At 38.9% G+C, this 18,587-nt stretch carries 17 protein-coding genes; 7 read left to right on the top strand and 10 right to left on the bottom strand.

Features of this window, described 5'->3' with window-relative positions:
• Window positions 1-33 precede the first annotated feature (33 nt).
• Entirely contained in the window at window positions 34-1,071 is a 1,038-nt protein-coding gene (trhO, locus tag MED217_RS17750) for an oxygen-dependent tRNA uridine(34) hydroxylase TrhO (RefSeq protein ID WP_009781945.1), read from the top strand.
• Here the strand turns inward: trhO and MED217_RS17745 are convergent.
• The 3 genes from MED217_RS17745 to MED217_RS17735 are packed head-to-tail and all read right to left on the bottom strand — an operon-like array spanning window position 1,048 to window position 4,697.
• Complete coding sequence (locus MED217_RS17745) at window positions 1,048-3,651, bottom strand: peptidase associated/transthyretin-like domain-containing protein (protein WP_009781944.1); 2,604 nt, start codon at window positions 3,649-3,651, stop codon at window positions 1,048-1,050. The two genes, trhO and MED217_RS17745, sit on opposite strands and share 24 nt — an antisense overlap.
• Before the next feature lie 24 nt (window positions 3,652-3,675).
• Entirely contained in the window at window positions 3,676-4,407 is a 732-nt protein-coding gene (locus MED217_RS18660) for a GLPGLI family protein (RefSeq protein WP_009781943.1), read from the bottom strand.
• A 44-nt stretch (window positions 4,408-4,451) separates the two neighbouring features.
• The gene (locus MED217_RS17735; protein WP_009781942.1) at window positions 4,452-4,697 is read right to left on the bottom strand and encodes a hypothetical protein; all 246 of its coding nucleotides are present in this window, start codon (window positions 4,695-4,697) and stop codon (window positions 4,452-4,454) included.
• 303 nt (window positions 4,698-5,000) lie between these two features.
• Here MED217_RS17735 and MED217_RS17730 point away from each other — a divergent pair, with 303 nt between their 5' ends.
• The 6 genes from MED217_RS17730 (at window position 5,001) to MED217_RS17705 (ending at window position 11,130) form a co-directional block, all read left to right on the top strand.
• A complete protein-coding gene (locus MED217_RS17730) occupies window positions 5,001-6,170 on the top strand; it encodes a PSP1 domain-containing protein (protein ID WP_009781941.1) in 1,170 nt (389 codons plus the stop codon).
• Window positions 6,163-6,648 (top strand): gliding motility lipoprotein GldH, encoded by a 486-nt coding sequence (locus MED217_RS17725; RefSeq protein ID WP_009781940.1) that lies wholly within the window; start codon window positions 6,163-6,165, stop codon window positions 6,646-6,648. Before MED217_RS17730 ends, MED217_RS17725 begins: the two co-directional genes overlap by 8 nt.
• Window positions 6,649-6,652: 4 nt before the next feature.
• On the top strand, window positions 6,653-8,992 hold the full coding sequence (locus tag MED217_RS17720) for a penicillin-binding protein 1A (RefSeq protein WP_009781939.1): 2,340 nt from the start codon (window positions 6,653-6,655) through the stop codon (window positions 8,990-8,992).
• Between the two features lie 97 nt (window positions 8,993-9,089).
• Window positions 9,090-9,794: a CoA transferase subunit A gene (locus tag MED217_RS17715; RefSeq protein ID WP_009781938.1), complete on the top strand. Its 705-nt coding sequence runs from the start codon at window positions 9,090-9,092 to the stop codon at window positions 9,792-9,794.
• A gap of 39 nt (window positions 9,795-9,833) precedes the next feature.
• The gene (locus MED217_RS17710; RefSeq protein WP_009781937.1) at window positions 9,834-10,472 is read left to right on the top strand and encodes a peroxiredoxin; all 639 of its coding nucleotides are present in this window, start codon (window positions 9,834-9,836) and stop codon (window positions 10,470-10,472) included.
• 1 nt (window position 10,473) lies between these two features.
• Window positions 10,474-11,130, top strand: coding sequence for a CoA transferase subunit B (locus tag MED217_RS17705; RefSeq protein WP_009781936.1), 657 nt, complete (start codon window positions 10,474-10,476; stop codon window positions 11,128-11,130).
• A gap of 572 nt (window positions 11,131-11,702) precedes the next feature.
• On the opposite strand, the gene MED217_RS17700 is transcribed toward MED217_RS17705, so the two are convergent.
• The 7 genes from MED217_RS17700 to hemB form a co-directional block, all read right to left on the bottom strand.
• Entirely contained in the window at window positions 11,703-13,394 is a 1,692-nt protein-coding gene (locus MED217_RS17700) for an ABC transporter ATP-binding protein (RefSeq protein WP_009781934.1), read from the bottom strand.
• A 30-nt stretch (window positions 13,395-13,424) separates the two neighbouring features.
• Window positions 13,425-14,138 carry a 3'-5' exonuclease gene (locus tag MED217_RS17695; RefSeq protein WP_009781933.1) on the bottom strand — a complete coding sequence of 238 codons (714 nt, stop codon included), beginning with the start codon at window positions 14,136-14,138 and terminating at the stop codon, window positions 13,425-13,427.
• A gap of 2 nt (window positions 14,139-14,140) precedes the next feature.
• Window positions 14,141-15,280, bottom strand: coding sequence for a serine hydrolase domain-containing protein (locus MED217_RS17690; RefSeq protein ID WP_009781932.1), 1,140 nt, complete (start codon window positions 15,278-15,280; stop codon window positions 14,141-14,143).
• Window positions 15,281-15,316: 36 nt separating this feature from the next.
• Complete coding sequence (locus MED217_RS17685; protein ID WP_009781931.1) at window positions 15,317-15,790, bottom strand: methylated-DNA--[protein]-cysteine S-methyltransferase; 474 nt, start codon at window positions 15,788-15,790, stop codon at window positions 15,317-15,319.
• Window positions 15,787-16,965: a CNNM domain-containing protein gene (locus MED217_RS17680; protein ID WP_009781930.1), complete on the bottom strand. Its 1,179-nt coding sequence runs from the start codon at window positions 16,963-16,965 to the stop codon at window positions 15,787-15,789. Before MED217_RS17680 ends, MED217_RS17685 begins: the two co-directional genes overlap by 4 nt.
• Window positions 16,966-17,069: 104 nt before the next feature.
• Window positions 17,070-17,579: a DinB family protein gene (locus tag MED217_RS17675; protein WP_009781929.1), complete on the bottom strand. Its 510-nt coding sequence runs from the start codon at window positions 17,577-17,579 to the stop codon at window positions 17,070-17,072.
• 3 nt (window positions 17,580-17,582) lie between these two features.
• Window positions 17,583-18,572 (bottom strand): porphobilinogen synthase, encoded by a 990-nt coding sequence (hemB, locus tag MED217_RS17670; RefSeq protein ID WP_009781928.1) that lies wholly within the window; start codon window positions 18,570-18,572, stop codon window positions 17,583-17,585.
• Window positions 18,573-18,587: the final 15 nt, after the last annotated feature.

The raw sequence follows: 18,587 nt of genomic DNA, 5'->3' as shown, positions 1-18,587 counted from the left end.
TGCGCCACTTTTAACCTTAAAATTAAGTATAGCATGCAACTGTACAACAAATTAAGCGCAAAAGAACGAGCAGCATTAATTGATGAGGCAGGCGAAGATCGCTTGACGCTCTCGTTCTATCAGTACGCCAAAATTGGCAATCCGCAACTTTTTAGAGATCACCTGTTTTTAGCCTGGAATCAAATGGATGTTCTGGGGCGAATTTATGTCGCGCACGAGGGGATCAATGCACAACTATCGGTACCGGCAAAACGCTTTGACGAGTTCAAAACCTTTTTAGACGGGATTGATTTTCTAGAGAACGTTCGCCTTAATATCGCCATCGAGCAAGACGCCAAATCCTTTTTAAAACTTAAAGTTAAAGTGCGTCCTAAGATCGTGGCAGACGGTCTTGATGACGACACTTTTGATGTTACCAATAAAGGCGTTCACGTAGATGCCGCTACCTTTAACGAACTCATAGAAGCAGATGATGTGGTGCTCGTAGATATGCGCAACCACTACGAGAGCGAGATCGGGCATTTTAAAAATGCGGTAACTCCAGATGTTGATACCTTTCGCGACAGCTTAGATCTTATTGAAGAAGACTTACGCGATCACAAAGAAGATAAAAAACTGGTGATGTATTGCACCGGTGGAATACGCTGCGAAAAAGCCAGCGCTTACTATAAACACAAAGGTTTTAAACAAGTCTATCAACTAGAAGGCGGGATTATTGAATACGCACGTCAGGTTGAGCAGTTGAAGCTTGAAAATAAATTTAAAGGGAAAAACTTCGTATTTGACCACCGTCGTGGCGAGCGCATTTCAGAAGATATTATTTCAAATTGCCACCAGTGCGGAAAGCCTTGTGACACGCATGTAAACTGTGCTAACGAAGCTTGTCATTTACTCTTTATACAATGTGACGAGTGTGCAGAAGCGATGAATCACACCTGTTCAGACGAATGTAAAGAGGTGATCGCTTTGCCATATGAAGTGCAAAAAGAACTGCGAAAAGGTATTCCAAATAGTAACAAAATCTTCAAAAAAGGAAGATCTGAAAAGTTAAAATTTAAAAGAAGCTTGTAAAATAAAATAGCGCTTTATCAATTGATAGGACATAGCTGTCTCCGAGGCTTCATCATTAAAATTTATTTGATAAGAACTAATATTCAATAGGTTATTACCTATTAAAGAAAAATCCACTTTAAGTTTCTGACTTTTATAATCTATTTGAAAGTCAAGAAAATTAAAATCATTAGACCCATTATTAATATAATTGTAATTTAGTCGGCTTTTCAACTTCTCAGAGAAGAGGTATTTAATTTCTAAGTTATTTGTAAAGTTGGATACTGTATTTCTTACACCAGAAGCTGTTTTTAATTTTGAAGCTCTGTAAGTCAAGGAGTTATCTATAAATAGTGTCTTTTTAAAGAAACCATTACTTATTTCAAAATCAATTTTGAATTGGTCCACATTGCTATACTGAAATTCTCCAGGAGTAAATGAACTTCGTATTTGAGAATTTTTGTATTGAGTATTGATTGAAAATTTACTTCTTAAAGGAAAAATATATTTACTTAGATTTAAATATACTTGATTATTTTTATCAGAATTCTCTGCGACAAAATAATCTAATCGTGATTGATTTTGTGAAATATTTTGGGTTGCTATAAAGTTATCACGAATTTCATCAATGGTAATCCCAGTGTTAATTGAAAAGTTGTTGTAAGTGTCAGTATACCAATAATTGGCCCCGTATTTAAATGTTTTACTTAACGTCAGATCAGGTTTGTTTGATATTAAAGTTCTAAATGAAATAAGAACTGGATAGGTAAATAAATTGGAAAACGGTTGGCTATTATTTTTGAATCCGGAGGCAACGTTGAGTGAGGATGAATTATTCAGGTCATATTTGAGATTTAGGGATGGATTAAATAGGAAGTTCTGTTTTTCTAATTGAACTTGGGGCAATGATTGATTGAGATAACTTAAAGTTCCTTTTAAATTAATTGAAAAATCGTTGAGTTTTTTAAAGTAACTACCTTTAACATAAAGGCCACTTCTATCTAGGCTTGTATTGTTTATACTTTTATTAGATAAGGACTCGTCTTTCAGTTCGCTTTGCATCTCATTATTTTCATAAAATGCGCCAAGACTATAAGTTAGTTTATCCTTGCCAGAATTTTGGTAAAATTTAGCTTCAAATTCTTTCAAATCGTAGGATGTAGAAATATCTTGTAATTGATAATTACTTGAATTATCTATTTCACTTTTCAAAAATTCATCAATGGCATTATTTTGAACTTTTAAATTTAGGGTAAATGCTTTTTTTTCAGATAGTTTTTGAGTGTAATTGATATTTGTACTGGAGTTAAATTTTTTATTCTCAATAGCAAGCTGTTGTGCTACACCATTATTCAATACGTTTGAAACCACTTCATGTTGGTCATTGCCAAACTGCGATAACACTTCAATTTTAGAGTTTAGATTAAGATTTACACGTAGATTAAAATCTCCTTCAAAAGACTTGGGTTTTTGAAATGCTTGTTGACTACTTTCTAACTTAATTTCTTTTCCTGCTGCAAAGAAATTACTTTTACTATTGGTGTTTTGCTTGAGTAAATCTTTGAAATAGGAGAAATTAAATTTTGTGTTTATAGTTTCAGAGATGTTTAAAATGGTGTTTACAGAGGAGTAAAGTGCCTTATTTCTATTTGTTCTATTACCCTTTAAAAGCGAACCATAATTAGGCAGCGATATAATATAGTTTGGTTTGGTAGTAAGAGCATTTGTTTCTTCAAATGATAGAGCTTTTTGATTGTTTTTTATACCTGTATTGTTTACGTTTACAAGGCCAAAGGCTTTGGTGTTTTGTGCGATTTCTAAAACGTCTAAATTATTGTGATGGCGATTGTTTGTTCCTAGACCTAATTCTAAATTTGAATAAATAGCACTTGCATCATTAGTTAGCTTTAAATTGATCGCAACCTTATCTGAGTTCTCTATGTCCTTTAGCAAAGGGTTTTCTGAAAATTTTTCCAATGCCTGTATTTCTTCAATTATGCTAATGTTTATATTTCGGCTTGCTTTAATATAGTCGTTTTTAAAAAGATCATCCCCTTCAATTAAAAAGGCACTGATACGCTTCTTTTTATATTTAATAGTGCCATCATCGTCAATGTCGATACCGGGTAGTTTTCGCAATAAATCTTCTACTGTTTTTTCTGTACCATCAGTAAACTTTGAAACTTTAAAAAAGGTGGTATCATTTTTAATGCGAATGGCTTTATTCTTATCTATTATTTTAATTTCTGGTAACACATTTTCGGCTTCCTGTAAGAAGACAATATCTGGTATTTTTAGAGAATTGATAGTACCTTGGTTTTCGTATTTTTCATAACCCATTGCATTAACAGTTAATTTTAAAGGAACATCAGGGTCAGGGCCTGATAGTATTTCGATCTTAAAAAACCCTGAAGCATTACTATAAGAATATGCTAGTATTATCTCTGGATTATCAGTGCTTGTTATAATAACAGAAGCACCCTCAACGGGTTTATTGGTCCAACTATTTTTTAAGGTGCCAGATAAAGTTTGGCTGTACGAAAAAGAAAAGGAGCAGCTTATAACTGCTCCTATAATAATTAATTTTAAATACGCTAACATTTATACTAATAATGAAAAGATAAATTAATCTACAAGGCGTTCCCTCTGCATTTTTTTCATACTCATAACTTGCTGACCATCTTTAAAAGTGTTTTCAGTTTCAATATATTTTCGATTGTATAAATCTTTATATTTTTCCCAACTTATAAACTTTTCACTTATGTAAGGGTTTACCACGGGGTTATCTAGTTTGATAGTATTTATACCATAAGATAGAATTTTAAATTCTCCATCAGTAGATTCAATTTCCAGAATAACTCCTGGCAAACCATTAAACTTCCATGGTCCGCCAGTCGCACCATCAATTATAGCAAAATAGGCTTCATAATTACGACCTCTAAATGTAGTTATTGCCTTTTGACAGGCGTATCCCAAAATATCTTTAGTTTCGGGTAAAATTTTCCATTCAAAATTAGGCTGATCTTTGATGTAAAATTTTTTACCTGTGATATACCACTTGTAAAAAATATCATTATTATCTTTATAATAATAATTGTAGGTGCTGTTAGACGGGATAAACCCCATATTTTCACCAAAATCTGTAGCATCAATTCGCTTTTGATTTGCAGATTTTATATCAATTCTATAGAGTGAATATTTAGAATTAAGTATTGTTAAATCAGTTTTCCAGTTTGTAAATCCTCCAGAATCATTTGAACCAAATTCCTCTATATAACTTATCTGTAGCGTATTTTGCTGACCAATGACAATAGTAGGTAGGAATAAAAATGTATAAATTATAAATAGATATTTCATACTATTAATTAAAAAAGCTAACCTAGATTAGTGTAAATTTATGGTTATTGTTGATTTTGTCTTTTTCTGATAAACTCCTCAGCAGCCGCCTGTGCCAAGGCACACGACTGACTTTCGGCTCCTGCACAGGTCAAACCTGTTGCTGTTCTTGTGAAATCATAGGATTCCCCAGTTTCAAAATTTGTAGCAGTTGCAGTGCAAGTGACAGTACAATATTCGTTGGGGTTTGTATTAGAAACGTTAAATGAACTTAAAGCAAATAATAGACTTAATAAATAAAGATTTTTCATAATTATAAAAGTTTTGATGGTTAGCTTTAGTTAAAAATATATTATTTCTTGGAATAATCGTTTGAATATGAGTTAGATTATAAAAATTTAACATTATTTAATTCGTATTTAAAATCTAGTTTTAGTTCTAAGCGGAAAATGCCACACATTTGCTTTAATCCCCAATTAGAATTACTATATTTTTGCATAGCTAAAATGTTATCTTTAGCAGCAATTAAGACGGAAGCTTTCCGTTGTCAACATATATAAATCATCAAATCCCGGAGTTTTTTATTCTGGAGATTTACAAACATATAGGATCTCATGGCGTGTGGAAATTGTGGTACGACCAAAAACGGTCAACCGCGTGGTTGTCAAAATAATGGTACCTGTGGTACCGATGGATGCAATAAACTTACAGTCTTTGACTGGCTTTCAAATATGAGTCTGCCCGATGGGCAGGAACCCTTTGACTTTGTTGAAGTTCGCTTCAAAAATGGTCGCAAAGAATACGTGAAGAACGTAGATAAATTACAGATCAATGTGGGCGAAGTACTGGCGGTTCAGGCGGCTTCGGGTCACGATGTAGGTATCGTTTCATTAACGGGTGAGTTGGTGCGTGTTCAGATGAAAAAGAAACGCATTCCGTATAAAACCGACGATTTTTTAAAGATTTACCGCAAAGCAAACCAAAAAGATATTGAAGTTTGGGAAAGCGTAAAGGAGCGTGAAGAAAGCATCAAAGTACGTTCGCGGCAGATCGCTATTCGTTTAGGACTTCAGATGAAAATCTCTGATATAGAATTTCAGGGCGATGGGTCAAAAGCGACTTTTTTCTATACTGCAGAAGAGCGCGTAGATTTTAGACAATTGATCAAAGAATTTGCACAAGAGTTTAGAACACGTATCGAAATGCGTCAAATAGGCTTTAGACAAGAAGCGGCGCGTTTAGGCGGAATTGGTTCTTGCGGGCGCGAGCTGTGTTGCTCAACCTGGTTAACCGATTTTAGATCGGTGACCACAAGCGCAGCACGCTATCAGCAACTTTCATTAAATCCGCAAAAATTGGCCGGGCAATGCGGGAAGTTAAAATGCTGTTTAAATTACGAGCTGGACGCCTATTTAGATGCGCTCAAAGATTTCCCCAAAACCGAACAAAAACTCTATACCGATAAGGGAACGGCCGTTTGCCAGAAGATCGATATTTTTCAGGGACACCTTTGGTATGCTTATGAAGGCGAGTGGATGAACTGGCATAAGTTGACCACCACGCAGGCCAATGAAATTATCGAAGCCAACAAGAAGAAAAACAAGGTGGCAAGTCTTGAAGAGTACGCTGCAGAACTTATCACAGACACTAAAGTTGAATTTGGTAACGTAGTAGGGCAAGACAGTTTAACACGTTTTGATAAACCTCAAAAATCAAGAAAGCGTTCAAAAAACCGTCGTAAAAAAGGGAATTACCGCAAAAAGGGACCTAAGAAAAATGCATAGACTAGTATATGCCGTGCTGTTTTTTATGTGTTTTATTTCTTGCGATAAAACAGCAGCATTTCACGAGTATAAGTCACTGCCTAAATACTGGAAAAGTGATTCTGCAGTAATCTTAAAAGTTAATGATCTAGACACTTTAAGCCAATATAATGCGTTTATAACCTTGCGGAATGATAACGCATACGCTTTTAGTAATCTGTTTTTAATCACAGAAATGCAGTTCCCTAACGGAAAAACCATTACAGATACATTAGAATATAAAATGGCAGAACCAGACGGAAGCTGGCTTGGTGAAGGTTTTGGTGATTTGAAAGAAAATAAACTTTGGTATAAAGAGAATATACAATTCAACGAGACGGGTACCTATACGTTTAAAGTTAAACAAGCGATGCGCCGTAACGGAGACGTAGATCCTATTTCTGATTTAGAAGGAATAAAGGATGTAGGTTTGCGTATTGAAAAAACAAACGAATTATAATAAAATGGCTCAAAATAAAAAGAAGCCTGCTGCAAAGGCAAAACAAACCAATTATCGCCCATATATTAAAGGGTTTTGGATTTTATTTTTAAGCGGATTAGGGGCGATTATTCTCGTGTTCTTACTCGCATCTTGGGGTGTTTTTGGAAAACTACCCACCTTTGAAGAACTTGAGAATCCAGAAAGCAATCTGGCTACCGAAATCCTTTCTTCTGACGGAAAAACACTGGGAAAATTCTACAATGAAAACCGTACTCCGGTTAAATATGAAGATTTAGCACAGAACCTTGTTGATGCAGTTGTTGCTACGGAAGATAGACGTTTTTACGAGCATTCTGGCATCGATATGCGCGGTACCGCAAGAGCTGTAGCTTTTTTAGGTTCAAAAGGGGGAGCGAGTACTATCACGCAGCAGTTGGCAAAGCTTCTGTTTTCAGATACGCCCAGCAGCAAGTTTGAGCGTGTTTTGCAAAAAGTAAAAGAGTGGATCATCGCCACACGTTTAGAAAGCCAATATACCAAGGAAGAGATCATTACCATGTATCTCAACAAGCAGGATTTTCTGTTTCAAGCGGTGGGAATTCGCTCTGCGTCCAAAATTTATTTTGATAAAGAACCGCGTGATTTAAGACCTGAAGAATCGGCGATCATTGCCGGGATGCTAAAAAATCCGCGTCAGTACAATCCGTATCGCGAGATTTCAAAAGACAAGTCGTTAGAGCGTAGAAATACGGTTTTAGCACTTATGGCCGAAACCGGAAAAATCACCGAAGCCGAACGCGACAGTCTGATCGCAATGCCTATGGAGATAAAATTTTCTCCAGAAGGTCACGCCGATGGGATTGCAACCTATTTTAGAGAATACCTTAGAGCCTTTATGTCAGACTGGATCAAAGAGAATCCAAAAGGTGTTGATGCAGATGGAAATGAAGAATATTACAACATTTATCGCGACGGACTCGTAATTACCACAACGCTTGACTCGCGCATGCAGCGCTATGCAGAAGAAGCTGTTACCGCACATATGGAAAACCTTCAGCGAGAGTTTGATCGCCAAAACGAAAGAAACACTACGGCGCCGTTTAGAGATATTACTACAGAAGAGGAGGAAGTAATTATCAATCGTGCAATGCGCAATTCTGATCGTTGGAGAAAAATGGCCGCTCAGGATATCGCGGTAGAGGACATAAAAGCATCTTTTGACAAAGAGACCGATATGCGTGTTTTCGTCTGGAAAGATGGCGCAAAAGAAGTAGACACGGTAATGACCCCGCGAGATAGTATTTTGTATTACAAACGCTTTTTACGTGCCGGTTTATTGAGTTTAACGCCACAAACGGGCGAAGTAAAAGCTTGGGTAGGAGGAATCAACTATAAGCATTTTCAGTACGATCACGTTAAAACGGGTAGACGACAAGTAGGTTCTACTTTCAAGCCGTTTTTGTATGCTACAGCTATAGATCAATTGCACCTTTCGCCTTGTGATACGGTTCCAGATATTCCGTATTGTATCCCTGCAGGAGATATGGGCGCGCAGGAGGATTGGTGCCCGGAAAATTCTAGCGAAGGCTTCAAGGGAATGATCACATTAAAGTCGGCACTTGCCAACTCGATCAACACGGTTTCAGCGCGTTTAATGCACCGTGTAGGTCCGCAACCGGTGATCAACTTAATTGACAAATTAGGCGTAGATACCGAAAATATTCCGGCAGTACCTTCAATAGCATTAGGAACGCCAGATTTAAGCTTGTTCGAGATGGTTTCGGCCTATTCTGCTTTCGCTAACAAAGGGGTTCACGTAGAACCACAGATCGTTTCGACGATCGTAGATAAAAACGGTACGGTGTTGTATCAAAGCGTTCCAAAGGCTAAAGATATTATCAGTCAGGAATCAGCTTATGTAACTGTGAATTTAATGGAAGGAGTAACACAATACGGTTCTGGAGCGCGACTGCGTTCTGGAGCGATCAATAATTATGTGTATAACAACGTGGTTACTGGTCATCCTTATATGTTTAAAAACCCGATTGCCGGTAAAACCGGAACTACTCAAAACCAAAGTGATGGCTGGTTTATGGGAATGGTGCCTAATCTGGTAAGTGGTGTTTGGGTAGGAGGTGATGATCGTTCGGTGCATTTCCCAAGTATAACCTACGGTCAGGGAGCCACCATGGCGTTACCTATTTGGGCGGTCTTTATGAAAAAATGCTATGAAGATGAGGCCCTAAATATCTCACAAGAGGATTTTGAACGTCCCGAAGATTTGAGTATTCGTGTCGATTGCTCGCAACCGGTAGAAGGGGAGCGTCAAGAAGTAGAATTACCAGACGAACTCGATTTTTAACCGACTTCAAATCCCGTATTCTGAATACCCTAAATTACTGCTAAAAGATTGCGGTTAGAAAACGTATTTTGTAATTTTCTTATTCTAAAATGAGAAAATGATAACAAAAACGGTAAACTCAGTAACTGAAGCATTAAAAGGTGTCGAGGACGATATGACCTTGATGCTGGGTGGTTTTGGATTGAGCGGAATTCCGGAAAAAGCCATTGAGCAACTCGTTAAACTTAACGTGAAAAATCTAACTTGTATTTCTAATAATGCCGGGGTAGATGATTTTGGCTTGGGCTTATTGCTTCAGAAAAAGCAGATCAAAAAAATGATCTCGTCTTACGTGGGTGAAAATGCCGAGTTTGAACGTCAAATGTTAAGCGGTGAACTTGAGGTCGAATTGATTCCGCAGGGAACTTTAGCCGAACGTTGCCGTGCAGCACAAGCAGGCTTTCCGGCGATTTACACACCTGCAGGCTATGGTACCGAAGTAGCCGAAGGCAAAGAAACGCGTGAGTTTGATGGCAAGATGTATGTTTTAGAACACGCTTTTAAAGCCGATTTTTCATTTATAAAAGCTTGGAAAGGTGATACTGCTGGCAATCTCATTTTTAAAGGAACGGCGCGCAATTTTAATCCCATAATGTGTGGGGCAGCAAAGATTACTGTTGCCGAAGTTGAAGAGCTTGTACCTGCCGGCGAATTAGACCCTAACCAAATACACATTCCCGGGATTTTTGTTCAACGCATTTTTGAAGGAAAGAACTATGAAAAGCGTATCGAGCAACGTACCGTAAGGAAACACGACGATTAACAACTAAGAATATATAACAACCAAAAATTTAATTAAACAATGGCACATTTAAGATTAGGTGATGTTGCACCAGATTTTACAACAGATACAACAGAAGGAACCATTAATTTTCACGAGTGGCTTGGAGACAGCTGGGGGATTTTATTTTCTCACCCGGCAGATTACACGCCGGTTTGTACCACAGAATTGGGTACGGTAGCCAATTACCACAGCGAGTTTAAAAAACGCAATGTAAAGCCTATCGCGCTAAGTGTTGATGGTGTTGAATCGCATAAAGAATGGATCAAAGACATCAACGAAACCCAAAATACAACAGTAGATTATCCGATTATTGGAGATGAAGATCACAAGGTTGCAGAACTTTATGATATGATTCATCCCAATGCGAGTGAAAAGGCTACTGTACGTTCGGTTTTTGTGATTGGCCCAGATAAGAAAATTAAACTTACACTGACGTATCCACCTTCAACAGGGCGAAATTTTGACGAAATTTTACGCGTGATCGATTCGCTTCAGTTAACGGCGTATCACAAAGTGGCTACCCCTGCTAACTGGAAAGATGGTGAAGATTGTGTGATCTCTCCAAGTGTAAGCAATGAGCAAATTCCGGAGTTCTTCCCTAAAGGGCATACAGAGATCAAGCCTTATTTAAGAATGACTCCACAACCAAACAAATAATATGCTAGACAAAAACGGAATCGCACGGCGTATCGCTCGCGAAGTTCAAGACGGTTTTTATGTGAATCTCGGGATTGGCATACCTACATTGGTTGCCAATTATGTGCGAGATGATATTGAAGTTGAATTTCAGAGCGAGAATGGAGTTTTAGGAATGGGACCTTTTCCTTTTGAAGGGGAAGAGGATGCCGACATTATTAATGCCGGTAAACAAACCATTACTACGCTTCCGGGTGCTTCGTTTTTTGATTCTGCTTTAAGTTTCTCAATGATCAGAGGGCAACACGTTGACCTGACTATTCTAGGTGCGATGGAAGTTGCTGAGAACGGGGACATTGCCAACTGGAAAATTCCCGGTAAAATGGTAAAAGGTATGGGCGGTGCGATGGATCTTGTCGCGAGTGCCGAAAATATCATCGTGGCGATGATGCATACCAATCGTGCCGGGCAGTCTAAGCTTTTAAAGCGCTGCACACTACCACTTACCGGTGTAGGTTGTGTTACTAAGATCGTAACCAATTTGGCTGTTCTTGAAGTAACGCCATCTGGCTTTAAGCTTTTAGAGCGCGCTCCGGGAGTTAGTGTTGAGGAAATCAAAAAAGCGACTGAAGGAACACTCGAAATACCAGATGATGTTCCCGAAATGATTTTAGCATAAATACCTTGTATTTTATCGATATAAAAGAGCCTTTTAAAAGGCTCTTTTTTTGTCTTTAAACGAGCGTTGTTACTCGTTGAATTACCTATTTTGGATTTTTAAACGCTGAAAAACACCTAAACCCGGTTGAAATACGATATTTTTTAACATTTTATTGATAAATACAAGTGATTTTGTTTGACACATTGAAAAAAAATCCTACATTAGCACCAATCCAACTCGGTAAGATTTTACAACAACCCCGGGAATTGCAAAATTTAGGTTGTTGTCTAGCTTCAAAATAGGAGTATTTTGATGTTATGATTTGTTTAAAAAAACCGCGAGGGGAGCCTTGCGGTTTTTATTTTTAGAAACCCTAAATCGTAAGATTTTAAATATAAAACGAAACACCTTTTAATAGAATCAAGGTGTTTTTTTAGCTGTAATCCCTAATTATTAACTAAAGTTGTATTCACGCCCATGACTACTCAACATGCTGCCACTGCTCCTAAGATAGCAACCACTATCAAAGCCACCTTTGAGGTTATTTCAAACCTTTGGTATCTCACAAAAAAAGTATTTTTCTTTATGTTTTAAATCCCTTTTGGGATGGCGTTGATCAGAGATTTGGTGTAGTCGCTTTGTGGATGCGCATAAATCGCATCGGCTTCTCCGGTTTCTTCAAATTGCCCGTTGCGCATTACAAGCAGACGGTCTGAAATATATTTTACTACAGCCAGATCGTGAGAGATAAACAAATAGGTGAACTTATATTGTTCTTTTAAGGCGTTTAAAAGATTGAGTACTTGTGCCTGAACTGAAATATCCAAAGCTGAGACCGACTCATCACAAACAATGAATTTGGGTTTTACTGCGATAGTTCTCGCGATGCCTATACGTTGGCGCTGACCGCCACTAAACTCGTGCGGATAGCGATCATAATGTTCGGGAAGTAATCCTACCTGTTCCAGCAGTTTTAATGCCTCTGCTTTGCGCTCTTTTTTTGAAGCATAAAGTTTATGAACTTCCATAGCTTCGGTGATTGCTTGACCTACTGTTAGGCGTGGATTTAAAGAGGAATAAGGGTCTTGAAAAATAATTTGAATATCTCTACGCAGCTTCCGCAATTCTCGGGTTTTTAACTGGGTCAGGTCTTTCCCTTTGTAAAAAATATGACCGGAAGTCGCCTTGTCTAATTGAAGAATCAAATTTCCTAGCGTTGATTTTCCGCAGCCGCTTTCGCCCACAAGTCCTAGGGTCTCACCTTCATAAATTTTAAAACTCACATCATTTACAGCCTTAACAGTTTCGGTTTTTCCGAAGAATGAAACTTTAGCGTAATACTCTTTTTGAGCATTTTTTATTTCAAGCAAAGGCGCTTTGGCATAGATCTCCTGATGTTGCTTTGCACGCGTTGCTGTTGAAACCGCTGAAGAAAGTGGCGTTCCCTTTAAAAAATCTGCAACTGTAGGAAGTTTTTCCAGGCGTTCTGTAGTTGAAGGTCTGGCGTAGATCAATGCTTTGGTGTAATCTTCTTGAGGATTTTTAAAAATAGACGCCGCACTCCCACGCTCAACGATCTTTCCTTTATACATCACGATAACACGGTCTGCAATCTCGCTCACCAGAGAAAGATCGTGCGAAATAAACAGGATACTCATTCCTGTTTCCTTTTGAAGCTCTTTTAAGAGCAGAACAATTTCTTTTTGCACCGTTACATCAAGTGCGGTCGTAGGCTCGTCTGCGATGAGCAATTTAGGTTTACAGGCAATCGCCATTGCGATCATCACACGTTGTTTTTGACCGCCGCTTATTTCATGCGGATAAGCTTTAAAAACACTTTCCGGTCTTGGTAATTTTACCTGTTCAAAAAGCCTTAGTGTTTCAGTCTTGGCTTCTTGTGTGGATAGTTTTTTATGCCGTTGCAATATTTCGGTGACTTGTTTTCCGCAGCGCATCGAAGGATTGAGCGAACTCATAGGCTCTTGGAAAATCATCGAGATCGCGTTACCGCGTATTTCCTGAAGTTCTTGCGTAGAATAGTTGAGCAAATCTGCGCCCTCAAAAAGAATTTCTCCGGAAGAAATATCGACACTTTTTTGAGGTAACAAGCCTAAAACAGCAAGATTGGTTACTGATTTTCCCGAGCCTGATTCGCCTACGATTCCTACGATTTCATTAGCTAGAACATCAAAGCTAATGTCGTGTAAAACTGCATTAGTCGTGTTGCGGGATTTAAATCCCAGACTTAGATTTTTAACCGAAAGAAGTGCCGCTTGATTCACACTTTAAAAGTACAATTTATCTGAAGCAATCTAGACGGAAGTCACCTCGTTTTCTTGCAGCAATTGCTCGTTACGCAGACGCAGTACAATCTGTGCAACAGCAACCACGTCGCGCTCGCAATATTCTACAATGCGTTTGATATCGTTCTCCTTGTAAAAGACTTCACAGACCTGGCTGCCGTCGATATCGGTTTTAGGAGATGGAATATTTAAAATTTTGGTGAGTAATTTTAAGGAAGTATAGTGCTTATAATCACCAAATTTCCACAGTTCTAAGGTGTCCAAATGCGGAACTTCCCAGGGTTTCTTTCCAAATAGATCCAGCTTAAACGGAAGCTTTATTCCGTTAATGATCATTCTTCTCGCAATAAATGGAAAATCAAATTCTTTCCCATTATGGGCACAAAGTACGTGTTGCGGTTTATTGTAATGCTCAGACAACAACTTTTTAAATGCGAGCAGTTGTTGCTTTTCTTCCCCGTGAAATGAAGTGGTTCTAAAGCTTCGGCCTTGTTCTGTGTTGTGAAAATACCCCACAGAAATACAAACGATCTTGCCAAATTCTGCCCAGATTCCTGCCCGGTCATAAAAAGCTTCAGCGGTATATTCGTCCTTTCGTTGATATTCGGTTTTATCGGCGTAGAGTTGTTGTAATTCGGGATCCAAATCGCTGAAATGCTCGTGTTGCGGAACCGTTTCGATATCTAAAAAAAGAATGTTTTCAAGCTGAAGTCGGGAGATCATAGTCAATTCATTTTATAAGCTTCTTCAAGATAGGCGTCCATTTCATCGGGATAACCGGTCGCGTTGGTTTTACCGCGGCTGTGGCCCAGGCGCACGACAATAAGATCATCTTCAGGAATCACCATCACATACTGCCCCAAGTGCCCGCGCATCATAAAGACTTTCTTATCCTTAAAATCTTTCAGCCAAAATCCGTAGCCATAAGGTTCGCCTTCAAATCTGGGTGAGATCGATTTAGCCACAAAAGCTGAGTCTAGAATTTGTTTGCCATTCCATTCACCATAATCTTTATACAGTTTTCCTAAACGGGCGAAATCACGAGCGTTTGAGGCAATACAGCAATAGGCTTTGACAAGGCCGCCTTCTTCACTGTCTAATTGCCAAAGTGCATCTTGATTAGCGCCAAGCGGTTTCCACAAACTTTCAGAAAGATAATCGGCTAATTTTTTGCCGGTTGCGCGCTCTAAAACCATCGCGAGTAATTGGGTGTTCCCGCTGAGGTATTGATATCCGGTTCCCGGTTTTTCTTTCATTCCTAAACCCAGCATCACAGGCTCTAGATGGTCATCAAAGTACGCACGCGTCGTAACAGAAAAAGGACTGTAATACGACTCGTCCCAATTGAGTCCGCTGGCCATCGAGGCCAAATCGCCAACGGTCATTTGCGCTGCAGTTCCTTGGGAATATTCTGAAATAAAATCACCTACAGGCTGATCTAAACTTTTTATATAACCGTCTTTTATCGCTTTACCCAGCAATGCCGAAACATAGCTTTTTGCCATCGAAAAAGAGTTGCTTTTGGAATTTTGACCAAAACCATCATAATAATCTTCAAAAACAATACTGTCGTTTTTAATCACCATATACGCGATCGAACCAAACTCTTTATGAATCTGCATCAGTTCATTGCTCAATGTGTAATTGTTGTAGTTTTTAGCCTGTGGCCAGGGCTGAGTAGCTCCAGCTTCTATGGTGGTGTTGTCAAACTTTTTATAATCTTCAAGATAGGCTGTGGTGTGGCCGGTGAAATATATGGTGCGCACAGCTTTGATCAAATAATCGAAATCAAACACATAAAGCGCAATGATGAGTACAAGAATCAGGCTGAATAAGCTTAAAAAGATGCGTTTGAGTATTTTCATAACTTAAAGATACCCAAAAAATTAAATGCTCAACGTTTAAAAAAGCGATTGCTGCTTTACCGGACTTTCGTGCTCCAGCAACCATTTTTTACGCCAGATGCCGCCGGCGTAACCGGTCATAGATTGGTCGCTGCCAATGACGCGATGGCAAGGAATAATGATTGCAATAGGATTTTTACCATTTGCCGAAGCAGCTGCGCGAATCACTTTGGGATCGCCCAGGTTTTTAGCCATTTGTAAATAGGAAGTGGTTTTTCCAAAAGGAATCTGGCCGAGTGCTTCCCAAACACGTTTTTGAAAATCGGTGCCTTGAGGGTTCAGTTTAAGATTAAAATGAGTGCGATTTCCTTTAAAATATTCTTGGAGTTGCGATACAGCAGTGGTTAAAGCTTCTGGAATTTTTTCGCTTTGCGGAATTTTTTCATCGATAAATGTTACCCTTGAAATTCCATGGGTATCTCCTATAATTTCAAGGGTTCCCAGCGGAGAAGCTATAAAGGCCTGACTCATTCTGAAGTTTTGTCGGGATCCGGCATATCTTCGCGTTTGACATCCGTGTCGTGCTGCGGAGAAAGTTCGACGTTGGTTTTAGGCGTATTGACTTTTTCTAAAGGAATTCCCATACGTTTTGCGCGACGTTCCCAATTTTTACGGGCTTGCACCTGCATATCTTCAATAGTGTCGCTCTCATCCATAATTTCGAGACCTAGAAGGGTTTCGATAATATCTTCCATCGAAACGATACCTATGGTGTTTCCGAATTCGTCTGTGACCAATGCCAGATGATCTCTGCTTTTTACAAAGGTGTCAAAAAGCTGTGGGATGGGTTGGTTGTCATTTACAATAAGAATATCGCGTTTGATATCGGCCAGCGTCTTCTCGCCGTGTTCTTCTACGATTTCCTCAAGAACATCATCTTTGAGAATAAAACCGGTGATGTTGTGTGATTTTTCTTCGTAAATCGGGATTCTGGAAAATTTCAAATGCGGATGTTGCTTCTGAAATTCTTTAAGCGTCATGCTTTGATCTTCGGTCACCACCACAGGAAACGGCGTCATCACATCTTTTGCCATCACCGATTTAAAGACCAATAAATTCTTAATTACTGTGGTCTCATTATCTTCAAAAACCCCTTCTTTTTCGGCGGCATCGGTAAGCGCCATAAATTCTTCGCGGCTCATCGTACCTACGTGCGCCGATTTACCCACCAATTTGGTCACTTGCATGAGAAGCCAAAGAATCCCGGTATACTTTAAAAGTACCAGAATGATCTTAAGCGCTTTTGCGGTGAAATTCCCTAGAGATTTCCAGTATGTTGCACCAATGGTTTTTGGGATAATTTCTGAAAGTACCAAGATGGCCAAGGTCATTACCGTAGAAACCAAACCAACAAAGTTGATCCCTAAAATATGAATATCGTAGCCGGACTCTGCAGCCATTTTACCGGCTTGATCGCCCACTAAAATCGCACCTACGGTATGCGCAATTGTATTTAAGGTAAGAATGGCGATAAGCGGCTTATCGATATCCTTCTTGAAATTGGCTAAAGTTTCGGCATAGGCTTTACCTTCCTTGGTTTTAATACGAATAAAACTAGGCGTGATACTTAGCAATACTGCTTCAAGAATAGAGCAGAGAAACGAGAAAAATATCGATATAAACGCAAATGCGATGAGTAAAGCCATTGGTTAGGTTTGATTTGTGATAAATATAATATAATTCAAAAACTCTTAGCCAAGGCTTAAGAAAAGCTTAGGGTCTAAACCTATCAAAATCTAAAAAATTTATATTACCAACCTGTATATCTAGGTGGTTCTAAGCCGTTTAAATTAAGGTAAACAATAAGCTGACCGCGATGGTGTGTCAAATGATCTTGAAGTAAATTCAGTATTTGAAGTTTAGATTTTTCACCAGCAAAAAAGTCGACTTTTTCTGTTAGCCTGCTTTCAGGATACGATTGTATCGTTTCATATATGAGATCGAATGCGTTCTGAAGATTTGCAATAATGCGCTTCTTTTCGTTCACATTTGTGCTAACCTCGGCCTCTTGTTTATCAAAATAAGTGGTTGATAACCATTCCATATTTTGATTTATGTGCTCAAGCTGTTCCCCAAAACTCATTTCTCGCTCGGTAGGTTTGTAACCGTAAAGTGAGTCGGGCATTTTCTCGGCGACAGCAATCAAATATTCTTTTGAATTTTGCCATTTTTCAAGCCAAGCTTGTTTAAAAAGACTTTCTTGAGCATTGGATGAAGTGATCCCCATAATCAAAACGATAAGTAATAGAATTTTACGCATCTTTTAAGAAATCAATTTCACTACATCTTTTGCAAAATAGCTCGCGATAAGGTCTGCGCCGGCACGTTTGATCGCATAGGTTTGTTCAAGAACTACGGCGTCGTGATCAAGCCATCCTTTTTCGGCTGCAGCTTTGATCATCGCATATTCACCGCTTACCTGATATACAGAAACCGGAATATTCACTGCATTTTTAATATCGCGTACAATATCCAGATAACACAGACCCGGTTTTACCATCACAATGTCTGCGCCTTCATCAACGTCCATCATGGTTTCTTTGATGGCTTCTTCCCGGTTCGCGTAATCCATCTGATAGGTTTTTTTATCTTTTGGAACATCTTTAAGATCTACCGGAGCACTGTCGAGCGCATCTCTAAACGGACCGTAAAAAGCCGAAGCATATTTTGCCGAATAACTCATAATCCCAACATCGTGGTGTCCTTCATCTTCAAGGAGGGTGCGCATTTCAAAAATGCGACCATCCATCATATCGCTGGGTGCGATAAAATCGGCACCGGCATTGGCGTGTGACAATCCCATTTCGGCAAGAACAGCACTCGAGTCATCGTTAATGATCTTTCCGCCGCCTACGATTCCGTCGTGACCAAAAGAAGAGAAGGGGTCAAGAGCAACATCGGTCATGACTACCATTTGCGGTTCGGTGTCCTTAACGGTTTTGATGGCGCGTTGCATCAATCCGTCTGGATTTAGAGCTTCGGTACCGGCGTTGTCTTTTAATTTATCGTCAACTTTCACAAAAAGCAAAACGCTTTTAAGACCCATTTTCCACAGTTCTTTAATCTCTTTCTGAAGATTATCTAAACTCAAGCGGTAATAGCCAGGCATTGATGCGATTTCGTCTTTCACACCTTTTCCTTCAACCACAAAAAGTGGAACGATAAAATCATTGGGCGTAACTATAGTTTCTCGTACCATAGCGCGTATAGCTTCTGAAGTACGTAATCTGCGATTTCTTCTTAATGGGAACATAATATTCTTTTTTCT

This window comes from Leeuwenhoekiella blandensis MED217 (assembly GCF_000152985.1).
GTDB lineage: Bacteria > Bacteroidota > Bacteroidia > Flavobacteriales > Flavobacteriaceae > Leeuwenhoekiella > Leeuwenhoekiella blandensis.
Note: the sequence above shows the minus strand (reverse complement) of the source record. Positions and strands in the feature narration are given on the sequence as shown.